This is a genomic window from Cupriavidus sp. 8B (assembly GCF_054589115.1).
Genome location: NZ_BAAILO010000100.1, coordinates 22,706 through 32,990, shown reverse-complemented (window position 1 = coordinate 32,990; position 10,285 = coordinate 22,706). Strand labels below are relative to the sequence as shown.

The 10,285-nt window shown below is 64.4% G+C and carries 10 protein-coding genes; 6 read left to right on the top strand and 4 right to left on the bottom strand.

What is annotated here, in order from left to right; translation table 11 throughout:
* Positions 1 to 58: 58 nt before the first annotated feature.
* Positions 59 to 535 (bottom strand): bacterioferritin, encoded by a 477-nt coding sequence (bfr, locus tag ACYP5B_RS10585; RefSeq protein ID WP_318235365.1) that lies wholly within the window; start codon positions 533 to 535, stop codon positions 59 to 61.
* Positions 536 to 1,041: 506 nt separating this feature from the next.
* On the opposite strand from bfr, the gene ACYP5B_RS10580 reads away from it, so the two are divergent.
* The 5 genes from ACYP5B_RS10580 to ACYP5B_RS10560 all read left to right on the top strand — a co-directional run bounded on the left by ACYP5B_RS10580 (position 1,042) and on the right by ACYP5B_RS10560 (position 5,789).
* Entirely contained in the window at positions 1,042 to 2,427 is a 1,386-nt protein-coding gene (locus ACYP5B_RS10580; protein ID WP_459569554.1) for a cytochrome-c peroxidase, read from the top strand.
* A 21-nt stretch (positions 2,428 to 2,448) separates the two neighbouring features.
* Positions 2,449 to 3,858, top strand: a complete 1,410-nt coding sequence (locus ACYP5B_RS10575; RefSeq protein ID WP_459569553.1) for a porin — start codon at positions 2,449 to 2,451, stop codon at positions 3,856 to 3,858.
* A gap of 40 nt (positions 3,859 to 3,898) precedes the next feature.
* Entirely contained in the window at positions 3,899 to 4,459 is a 561-nt protein-coding gene (locus ACYP5B_RS10570) for an FMN-binding protein (RefSeq protein ID WP_400092096.1), read from the top strand.
* A 15-nt stretch (positions 4,460 to 4,474) separates the two neighbouring features.
* A complete protein-coding gene (locus ACYP5B_RS10565) occupies positions 4,475 to 5,281 on the top strand; it encodes an FAD:protein FMN transferase (protein WP_459569552.1) in 807 nt (268 codons plus the stop codon).
* Between the two features lie 136 nt (positions 5,282 to 5,417).
* Positions 5,418 to 5,789, top strand: coding sequence for a hypothetical protein (locus ACYP5B_RS10560; protein ID WP_318235369.1), 372 nt, complete (start codon positions 5,418 to 5,420; stop codon positions 5,787 to 5,789).
* A gap of 40 nt (positions 5,790 to 5,829) precedes the next feature.
* On the opposite strand, the gene ACYP5B_RS10555 is transcribed toward ACYP5B_RS10560, so the two are convergent.
* From ACYP5B_RS10555 to ACYP5B_RS10545, 3 genes are read right to left on the bottom strand one after another with little or no spacing between them, the layout of a single operon-like run.
* On the bottom strand, positions 5,830 to 6,375 hold the full coding sequence (locus ACYP5B_RS10555; protein WP_459569551.1) for a Fur family transcriptional regulator: 546 nt from the start codon (positions 6,373 to 6,375) through the stop codon (positions 5,830 to 5,832).
* A 52-nt stretch (positions 6,376 to 6,427) separates the two neighbouring features.
* On the bottom strand, positions 6,428 to 7,213 hold the full coding sequence (locus ACYP5B_RS10550; protein WP_400092089.1) for a DUF4198 domain-containing protein: 786 nt from the start codon (positions 7,211 to 7,213) through the stop codon (positions 6,428 to 6,430).
* A gap of 7 nt (positions 7,214 to 7,220) precedes the next feature.
* Entirely contained in the window at positions 7,221 to 9,392 is a 2,172-nt protein-coding gene (locus ACYP5B_RS10545) for a TonB-dependent receptor (RefSeq protein ID WP_459569550.1), read from the bottom strand.
* A 380-nt stretch (positions 9,393 to 9,772) separates the two neighbouring features.
* Between ACYP5B_RS10545 and ACYP5B_RS10540 the strand changes: the two genes are divergently transcribed.
* The gene (locus ACYP5B_RS10540) at positions 9,773 to 10,285 is read left to right on the top strand and encodes a helix-turn-helix transcriptional regulator (protein WP_459569549.1); all 513 of its coding nucleotides are present in this window, start codon (positions 9,773 to 9,775) and stop codon (positions 10,283 to 10,285) included.

Here is a 10,285-nt window from a genome sequence, read left to right as displayed (position 1 = left end):
GGGCGCATCAGGGTGGCCGGGCGCCGGGCGGCGCCCGGCCAAACCGGGCGAACCGGTATCAGTCGGGAGCGCCCATGGCGGACTGCAGGTAGTTTTGCAGGCCAACTTTCGCGACAAGCTCCAACTGCGTCTGGAGCCAGTCGATGTGCTCTTCCGTGTCATCCAGAATCCCGACGATGATTTCCCGCGACACGTAATCGCTGACGGACTCAAAGTGCTTGATGGCTTCTTTGCAACTGGCTTGTGAAACAAGTTCAAGCTTCAGGTCGCAACCCAGCATCTCTTCGGTGTTTTCTCCAAGCAGCAGTTTGTCGAGGTCCTGGAGGTTTGGGAGCCCATCGAGCATGAGGATGCGTTCAATGAGCTTGTCTGCATGCTTCATTTCTTCAATCGACTCTTCATACTCGTGCTTGCCGAGCGCGCTCAAGCCCCAGTGCTTGTACATGCGTGCGTGCAAAAAGTACTGGTTGATTGCAGTTAATTCATGCTTCAGCTGGCCATTGAGAAGCTGAAGAACCTTCTTGTCGCCTTTCATGATATTGATTCCCAATTAGCTGATTTAAAACTGGCGAATTCAATCAATATAATAATTTCATTATTTTGGAAGACAAGATATTAATTAAATTGCCGGGCTATATTGCAAATGCGTATTACTTTGATTTTCATTGTGGTTGGTGCCCATCAATGAGGCTGGGCGGTCGGGGCCGAAGCCAGCACCTCCCTCATCTGGCGCGTGTGATCGATGTGCATCTACCGTGACTTTCCTTTGTCTTGTTGTCATCAGCAGACATTCGAGATGCATTTGAGTTGTTTGCAAGTGCCCCTAAATTCGGCCATGCCTACATCAAAATGGCCGCTTTTTCCATCATCTGCTGTGCCGGTGCAACACTTTCGCTTGGGCCGCAACGAAGCCCGAAAGGCTACTAGCTCTGCTTGCTTTCCTTTCCATATAATCGATAACACAAATCGTTCGTATTCGTGATTCGCGGCGGATGCGACCCGTCGATCGCGCAAGCATCGCGCTTAAAGAGCCACAGGGACATGACAACAAGAACAGGTCGCGGGGAGCGGCACTGCGGGGAGGGAGCCGTGCGCGCCTGGGCTGGCGCGGCGCTGGCGGTTGCGCTGCTGGCGGGTTGCGGTGGCGGCAGCGACAGCAGCTCGACATCGTCCAGCGCCACGCCGGCCGCCAACTCGCTGTCGGCCATGGCGCAGGTCGGCGAGAAGATCTTCTCCGATACGGCACTGTCTGCCTCCGGCAAGCAATCCTGCGCCACCTGCCATGTGCAGAGCCGGGCTTATGCCGCGGATGACGGGCTGGCCGTGCCGCTGGGCGGGCCCAATATGGATCTGCCAGGCCTGCGCAATGCGCCGTCGCTTGTCTATACGCAATTCACGCCGGCATTCAGTTTCCCGGCAGGCGGCAAGGCCGTCGGCGGGTTCTTCCGGGATGGGCGGTCGGCGTCGCTTGCCGACCAGGGCGAGCAGCCGTTCGTGACGCCATTCGAAATGGCCAATGCATCCGCCGACGAGGTGCTGGCGAAGCTGCTGACGCGGCCTTACCTGGCGGACTTCAAGGCCGTCTTCGGCCAGGATTCCGTCAAGGATGCGACAGCCACGCTGCACAATATCGGGCAGGCGCTTGCCCAATACCAGAAGGAAGACCCGTCCTTCCATCCCTTCTCGAGCAAGTACGACGCCTACCTGAAGGGCAGCGTGGCATTGGCCCCGCAGGAACTCAATGGCCTGGCGCTGTTCAACAACCCGGCCAAAGGCAACTGCACGGCTTGTCACGTGTCCACGCCGACGGCCACCACGCCAGCGCTGTTTACCGACTTCAGCTATGACAATGTCGGCATCCCGCGCAACTGGAAGATTGCCGCGAATATCGATGGCAACACCCTCGACTACGTACCCAAGAACGGCACGGCACTGGGCGCGCCCAATCACGACTACTTCGACCTGGGGCTGTGCGGCCCGCTGCGCACCGCGTTCTCCAGCCGCACCAGCGTGTGCGGTGCGTTCAAGGTACCGACCCTGCGCAATATCGCGCTGACCGGGCCGTACTTCCACAACGGCGTGTTCAACACGCTGGAAGAGGCGGTGACGTGGTACATCACGCGCGATACCGATCCCGCCCGTTGGTACGTCAAAGCCGACGGCACCCCCGATATTCCCTACAACGACCTGCCAACGGCCTACGGCGCCAATGTCAACGTGGCCGAGGTGCCCTACATCCCGTCGCTGGCCCCGAACCTGACCAATAGCGAGATCGCCGACCTGGTGCGATTCCTGTGCACCCTGACAGATGGCTTCGATCCCGCCAATCCGTCGGCCTATCCAGTTCCGGCGCAGTGCCAGTCGACCGCCGCCAGCGTTGCCGCCACCCGTGCCGGGCCCGTTGTAGCTACCACGCAAAGCAAATAATCAGGAAAAGGGGGGAGTGAGATGAAGAGAAGCACAATTGCCGCGGCCGTGCTGGCCGCGGTCGGGGCACCTGCGTTTGGTGCGCCGGCGACAGTGAGCCCTGCCGTGGTGCAGCAGCTTGAGCGCAAGATCGACGACATGGCCAGCCAGCTCGAAGCCCTCAAGGCCGAGCTCAAGGTCGTGAAGGACCAGAACGCCACCATGGCCACGCAGCAACAGTCCCAGGCCAGGCAGCAGGCGGACCAGACCGCGCAGGTGGCGCAGTTGCAGGCCTCGCAGGAGACCCTGCAGCAGGTAGCCGCCAAGCCATCGCCGCTGGATAACCTGAGCGTGTTCGGCTACGGCGAGATCAACTACGCGCGGCCCAGCCGCAATACCAACGACACGCGCGCGGATATCGGGCGGGCAGTGTTCGGCTTCGGTTACCGCTTCGACGAGAAGACCCGGTTCGCCTCCGAGTTCGAGGTCGAGCATGCCATCGCGTCCTCCTCGGACCGGGGCGAGTTCGAGGTCGAGCAGTTCTACATCGATCACATGTTCACCAACAAGGTGGGCATGACGGCCGGGGTGTTCCTGATGCCGGTGGGCCTGATCAACGAGCACCACGAGCCCACTGCGTACTATGGCGTCTACCGTAACTTCATCGAGACCCTGATCATCCCGAGCACCTGGCGCGAGGGCGGCTTTGCCCTGCATGGCAATACGGATTTCGGCCTCGACTGGAATGTCGGGCTGACCACCGGCCTGGACCTATCCAAGTGGAATTTCACGCCGGAGACGCCGCTCTACAGTTCGGCGCTTGACCTGCAGATCAACGGCGTGGCGCCGATGCAGGCGACCCACCAGGAAATGTCCCTGGCAAATGCAAAGAATGCTGCGCAATACATCTCGCTGAACTATCGTGGCGTGTCCTCGCTGTTGCTGGGCGGCTCGGTATTTACCGGCAATGCCAACCCGGCGGCGGGCGCGGGCAGTCAACGCTCTACCTTGTGGGAGACCCACGCACGCTGGAACCCGGGCAAGTGGGACCTGTCAGCCCTCTATGCGCAGGGCAGCATCAGCAATACCGCCCAGGTCAACGCGCAGTTCCCGGGTACGGCCAACCCGATGCCTGCCTCCTTCTATGGGTGGTACCTGCAGGCCGCCTACAACGTGTGGCAGCACGGCAACTATCGTGCGGTGCCGTTCGTGCGTTTCGAGCGCTACAACATGGGCGCCAGGTACGAAGGCATTGCCCCGGGCTTCTCGGCCACGCCGAGCCAGCCGGTCACGGCAACGGGCGCAGTCTTCCCCAAGCCCTACGATATCGTGTGGACGGCGGGCCTGAATTTTTACCTGAACCCGAACGTCGTGTTCAAGATCGACTATCAGCGCTTCCGCATCAATCGCGATTTCACGCGGGTCGATCTTGGCCTGGGCGTGTATTTCTAAACGCCTGCTCGCGGCACCCGCCGCTAACAAGGAGGATGCGATGCGTTACCGGTCTGTACCTACCGCCCTGGTCTGCGCCGCGGCCACCGCGTGCGCCGGGTTGGTCGTCACCCACGTGCACGCGGCGGAATACATGAGTGTGGCCGATAGCCAGAAACTCATGTTCGCCGATGCCACCGAGTTCGTGCCGATGGTGGTCGCGCTCAATCCGGACCAGCTCCGGCAACTGGCGGAGCGTGCCGGCGGGCCGGCACGCATGAGCGCATGGCGGATCTGGCAGGCCAGGCAGGGCACCCATGTGCTCGGCTTTGTCGTGGCCGACGCCGTGATCGGCAAGTTCGAGCTGATCAACTATGCCATTGCCCTGAGCCCGGCGGGCGAGATCCGCGACGTGGAGATCCTGGCCTATCGCGAGAGCCACGGCTACGAGGTGCGCAACAAGCCCTGGCGCAGCCAGTTCACCGGCAAGTCCGCGCAGGCACCGCTGCGCATCGGGGACGACATCGACAACATCAGTGGCGCCACGCTGTCGTGCACGCATATCACGGACGGGATCCGGCGCATCGTGGTGATGGCGCAAATGGCGCTGGTGAAGGGCTGAAGGAGTGACGCCATCGTGAGCCACGCTGCCGCCTGCGCATGCCGCCGCGCCCGCCCGCTGCTTGGTACGCTGGTGGATATCCAGGCGCGCGGCGCCGACGCCGCGCAGGCGGTGCGCGCCGCGTTTGCCCGGATCGCGCAGGTCCAGCGGCTGATGAGTTGCCACGACCGCTTTAGCGACATCGGCCGCTTCAATGCGGCCGGGGTGGACCAGCCGGTGGAGATGGATGCGCGCACGCTGGCCGTGCTCACCGTCGCGGCCCGGCTGCAGGCCGAGAGCGACGGCGCGTTCGACTGCGAGCGCGGCACGCCAAGGCCGCGCGCCGCGGGGGGCCGGGCGTGGGTCATCGAGGGCACAAAGGTGCGCAAGCACAGGCCACTGCAACTCGACCTGGGCGGCATTGCCAAGGGCTACGCGGTAGACTGCGCGGTCGAGGCCCTGGGCGGTTTCGATCTCGACTACGCGCTGGTCAACGCGGGCGGCGACATGCGCCATGCCGGCACCGCCCCGGCTACGGTTGCGCTGCGCGAGCCGGGTGCGCCAGCCTGCACGGCGATGGTCTGGCGGCTCGACAACGCGGCGCTTGCGAGTTCCAGCGTTGGCGGCCTGTGGCCGGAACCCGGCTCGCCTGCGCGCATCGACAGCCCGCACCTGCCAAACGCGCTAGCCGCTGGCGCAGGCGCGAGCGTGCTGGCGCCATCGTGCCTGTTTGCCGATGCCCTGACCAAGGTAGTATTGGCGTGCCGCGCGCCAGAACATCCGCTGCTGGCCCGATATGGCGCCCGCACCTTGCTCTACCGCGATGGCCATTCAGGCGGCTAGCGCTTTTGCGGTTCCGTGTCCAGGAATTACCAGTCACTCCGGCCCGATGTCGAATCCCTATCTCTCTTCTCGCCAGTTGCACCGGACCTTGCGCCTCAGTCGCCAGCGGCGCTGGGCCTTGTACGCGGCGTTTGCGTTGCTGCTGCTGACCGGCCTGGCATGGTTGCTTGTGCATTTTCTTGCGTTCGAGCCGGAAACCACCGCGCCGTGGCAGGCCTGGAGCATGCGAGTGCACGGGGCAGCGGCGTTCTATGTCACGTTCCTGCTTGGCGTCATCTGGTCGGTGCACATCCGGTACTGCTGGACGCGGCGCCACAATCGCCTTGCCGGGGGCTTGTTCGGCGGCATTGTGGCATTACTGGTCGCAACCGGCTTCGGCCTCTATTACTTCAATGGCGAAGCCTTGCGCAACGCGACGGAGTGGCTGCACTGGGGCGGCGGCGTCGTTGTCTGTGCGTTGTTCTGGATCCACCAGGTCATGGGGCGCAAGGCAACCGGCCGCGACTGAACCCTGCCGGGCATGCGTTCCGGCGCTTTGGCGTTTGATCTCAGTCCTGTTGCCGCGCCTTGTGGCCGGCGCAATCCCTGCATCGGCCAATGAGCGCGCTGCGTATGTTGGCGGGACGCAATCCCTGCGCCGCAAGCCGCGCGCGCTGCAAGGCCATCAGCGGCTCGTCGCACACCTCTTCCATGCGGTGGCATTGAAGGCAATAGAGGTGCTCATGCGGGGGGCGGTCGGCCAGCTCGTAGTAATGCGCCGGGGCATGGTCGCTGGCGGGCACGGATAGCCGCCACAGCAGGCCAGAATCCGTGAGCTCGTAGATGGCCGTCCTGAACGTCGAAAGCGGCGTGCGGTACGGGGATAGCAGCATCTCCCGGCAGATCTGCTCGGCGGTGGCGTGCCGCGACGGAAACTGCCGCATCACCAGCAACACCGAGATCCGGGCAATGGAAGCCGCAAGCCCGCTCGCCGCAATCTCTTGGGCGGCAGCTTTGCCGGCCTCTCCCCAGATGGATCCCTGCGTGGCGGCGCGCGCCATGCCGCCGGGAGCAAGGGCGAGGGCGGCGCCGGCGCGCCGGGTGACCTTCAGCATCGTGCGGGCAGCGACTTCACGCGCGTTCTGCCTGCACCTTGCCGAAGCCGCATCAGTGCGCTGGGGAGGCGCGCCATGCCGTGGGGGTTTCGGTCCGGGCGCCGCTGGAGGTCGTCAAGGTGGCCGTGGCGCGATGGCGGATGGCCGCGTAGGGCGCACCCTCGAACGTGCCTGCCGTGCGCTCCAGGTGGATGACGTGCAGGATGTACTGGCCCCGCCACGGGAACTTGAAACTGACCAGGCCCTGGCTATCGGTCGCCACTTCGCGGGTCCAGGCATTCGGCGCGATGATCCGCACGTCGGTCGCGGGGAGCGGCGCGCCCTGGAACACCACGCGGAATTCCCCGGCCTTGCCCGTCGGCAGGATATCGAGCGCCTGGATCGTATCGGGCGGCACCGCGGCCATGCCTGCCTTGGCCTCGCCCAGCAGGCGCGCATAGAACATCGGCTTGACCACGCCGAGCCCCGCATGCGTCCAGTCTTTTACGGCGTACCGGCCCTCGCTGGCCACGACGGCTTTGCGCTGGGCCGGCATGGCAAAGCTGAAGCCTTGCGGGCCACGAGTGGCATCGAGCGCGACGGTTTTGCCGGCGCCGTCCGGGGCGCTGATTTCTGGCGCGGGCATCTCGTCCAGACGCCCCGGCGAGCGCTCGCGCAAGCCTTCCTCGAACTCGCCGAAGTAGAGATGCGCAAGGGGCTTGCCGGGTTCCAGCCACAGGTAGTGCGCGCCTGCAGGCGCCGCCAGGGCAATGCCGGCGAGCGTCAGGGCGATGCGTGCGATCGCGCCTGGGCGGCGGCGGGTGCTGCGCGCGCTATGGGCCAAGGTTGTCTGCATCATGATGTCCTTACTGGAAACGATAGCGTGCGGTCAGCATCGCGCTGCGGGTGTCGCCCGGGAGCGCGCCTGAGAAGGTCGGCGAGATGTAATAGGTCTTGTCGGTCAGGTTGCGCAGGTTTAGCGTCAAGTCCCAGGTCTTTTGACGATAGTAGACCGCGGCGTCAAGCACCACGTAGGCCGGCACGCGGTACAGGTTCAGGCTGTCGGCGTAGCTATCGCCCTTATAGGTCAGGCCGAGGCCGACCCCCCAGCCGTGCAGTGCCATCTGCTGGAAGTCGTAGGTGGTCCACAGGCGTCCGCCGGTGCGCGCCACGCCGGTCGGGCGCGTGCCAGCGATGCTCCGGTTGGCGACGCCCATCGGTGCATTCGAGGCCAGGGCATTGGATTCGACCTTGACGTTCTGCACCACAAAGTTCGCCAGCACCGACCAGCCGGCCAGAGGCCGTGCGGTGACTTCCAGCTCAAGCCCGCGCGAGCGGTCGCGGCCGTCCGGGGTGGGGTTGAGCGCGCCGGGCAGCGTGATGTAGTAGTTCTTGCGCTCGGTCTCGAACAGGGCGACGTTGGTCTGCAGGCGCCCGTCCAGGAAGTCCGCCTTGACGCCGATTTCCTTTTGCAACGCGCTCTCCGGCTGCGGGCTCAGGGCTGCGGGCTCGGTAGAGACGTTGATGAACTTGCTGGTCGAAACCCCGGCATAGAAGGACAGCGACTGACGGGGCTGCCAGACGGCGCCGAGCGAGCCGGATGTCAGGTTCTGCGTATCGCCGATGGAGCGGAAGGCGCCACCCGCCGTGCCCACGTCGCTGAACTTGACGCGGTCGGTCCGCACCGCCGCACGCAGCTTGAACTGCTCGCCAAGCGCCAGCTGGTCCTGCAGGTAGACGCCAAAATCCTCCTGCTTGAGCTTGCGGTTGAAGCCCTGCGCCGGCACCGGCGCGAGGCCGCTGAGGGTGGTCTCCGGGACCACCGGCGCGTTGATATTGAGGATGTTGGGCAGGTTGTAGCCGGTGCGGACCGTGTCGATGCGCGTGTCGGCGTATTCCAGGCCGAACAGCACGGTGTGATCGACCGGGCCGGTGCGGGTTTTCCAGACCAGTTCGTTTTGCACCAGCGCGAACTGGCTGTCGTCCACCTGGGTGCGCACGGCGCGCCCGGTCATCTGGTTGGCGGCATTGCCGCCGTTGCCGCCGGCATTGCGCGTCATGTTGAGGCCGCGTTCGTCGTAGATGAAGGCGGTGCGCATGCTGAGCGCGGGATCGATATGCCAGTCGTGGCTCAGCGTGACGCGGTCGATGGTTTGCCGGGTGTCGTTGAACGGGCTGTAGTAGCGCGAGTCGCGCGGGGCCGAGGCGATGTTGCCCTGGGCATTGAACACGATGCCGTAGTTGTCTGGCTTGATGCGGATATCGCGGTGGTCGTAATCCAGCGTCAGTGTCTTGTTGTTGTCATACGCCCAGCTCAGCGAGGGCGAGACCTCCTTGATGTCGCGCGACAGCCCGCGGTAGCCGTCGCTCTTTTCCACATCGGCGATCAGCCGGGTGGAGAGCTGCGAGCTGACCGGCCCGCCCACGTCCACATACGTGCCCCAGGTGCCGAAGCTGCCGCCGAACGCACCGATCTCCGCGCCGAACTTCGAGAGCGGCGCCTTGGTGACGACGTTGACGGTGCCACCAGGCTGGCCGGAGCCGTACAACGCCGAGCCGGGGCCCTTGAGCACTTCGATCCGGTCCACGTCGTACATGGTGCGGTAGTAACCGTTCTGGGTGGGGCCGTCGAGGTAGCCGTCGCGCAGGAAGCGCATGCCCAGGCCGCGGATGGTGTAGTTGTTGGCAAAGCCGTAGCCTCCGGCCAGCAGAGGCTGCACCCCGGCGGAGTTCTGCAGCGCGTAGTTCATGTCCACCGCGCCTTGCTCGCGCAGCACGCTGTCGGGAATGACGGTGATGGCGGCCGGGATGTCGCGCAAGGGGGTGTCCGTCTTGGTGCCGGTCGTCACCGTGTCGCGCAGGCTGCCGGGCGCCACCTTGCCGGCAGAGGTGGTGACCTGGGGCAGGGTCTGTTCCGACTGCGAAGACTGGGCGGCCTGCGCCCGCACTGCGAGCGGCAGGCCGGCGATCAGCGCGGAAGCCAGTGCCGCAATGGCGTGGGGGCGTGGGACGAAGCCGGGACGGGAATCACGTGACATGAAAGAAAAACTCGCGGAAAAGTTGGCTGGATGCAGAGAGTGGAAAGCCCGCTCGCAGCGGGCTGCAATGCCCTCGGAGCAGAAGTCAGCGGAGGTTAATGCGAATCATTCTTGTATTCAACGGAAGTTCGCGCGGGCTGGACATCTGCCCTGTGTGCGCGGGCTGTTTGCCGCGTGGGCATTGGCCTTGCGGGTGTTACGGAAGGGCTGCGGGACATATGTCCCGGTACGGATAGGTATCGAAAGAGGCGCTTTTTTGGCCGATCCGAGACGCCACCGAAGTTTGGGCTTTTCCTGGTAACGAGAATCAGTTACATTTCGTTCTCGCGCCGTCAGCGCGAGCGGGTTTTCGTTGCCCGCATGCCCGGAAATCCATCCCAATGTCGCCCAAGCTTTTATTTTTGCTCGCCTTCTTCCCGGCCTACCAGGTCTGGGACCTGAGTCAGATCCACCTGACCGGCGGCGTCAACTACCACCTGGTGGTGGAGGCCATCGCCACGCTGGTCTTCGTGTTGATCCTCTATGTGTTTGTGCGGGAACGGGAGCGCGCCGCGCGCGACCTGGTGGCGCTGCGCAACGCGGCGCACGCCGGCGAGCGCGCGAGGGCCGAACGTGACGACGCCGCCCGCGCCTTGACGCGCAATTTCCTGCAACTGATGCAGGACCAGTTCGAAAGCTGGAAGCTGACCCCGGCGGAGAAAGATGTGGCGCTGCTGCTGGTCAAGGGGCTGTCGCTGGAAGAGATCGCGGCGCTGCGCGAGAGCCGCGCCAAGACGGTGCGCCAGCATGCCGCCAATGTGTACGCCAAGGCCGAACTGGAAGGGCGCCACCAGCTTTCAGCGTATTTTCTCGAAGACCTGATGGCGCCGGCCCCCGCATCTTCACCGGCCTGA

Coding starts and splice junctions, on each gene's coding strand:
- bfr (WP_318235365.1), bottom strand. CDS start 535: ATGAAAGGCGACAAGAAGGTTCTTCAGCTTCTCAATGGCCAGCTGAAG.
- ACYP5B_RS10580 (WP_459569554.1), top strand. CDS start 1,042: ATGACAACAAGAACAGGTCGCGGGGAGCGGCACTGCGGGGAGGGAGCC.
- ACYP5B_RS10575 (WP_459569553.1), top strand. CDS start 2,449: ATGAAGAGAAGCACAATTGCCGCGGCCGTGCTGGCCGCGGTCGGGGCA.
- ACYP5B_RS10570 (WP_400092096.1), top strand. CDS start 3,899: ATGCGTTACCGGTCTGTACCTACCGCCCTGGTCTGCGCCGCGGCCACC.
- ACYP5B_RS10555 (WP_459569551.1), bottom strand. CDS start 6,375: ATGCTGAAGGTCACCCGGCGCGCCGGCGCCGCCCTCGCCCTTGCTCCC.
- ACYP5B_RS10550 (WP_400092089.1), bottom strand. CDS start 7,213: ATGATGCAGACAACCTTGGCCCATAGCGCGCGCAGCACCCGCCGCCGC.
- ACYP5B_RS10545 (WP_459569550.1), bottom strand. CDS start 9,392: ATGTCACGTGATTCCCGTCCCGGCTTCGTCCCACGCCCCCACGCCATT.
- ACYP5B_RS10540 (WP_459569549.1), top strand. CDS start 9,773: ATGTCGCCCAAGCTTTTATTTTTGCTCGCCTTCTTCCCGGCCTACCAG.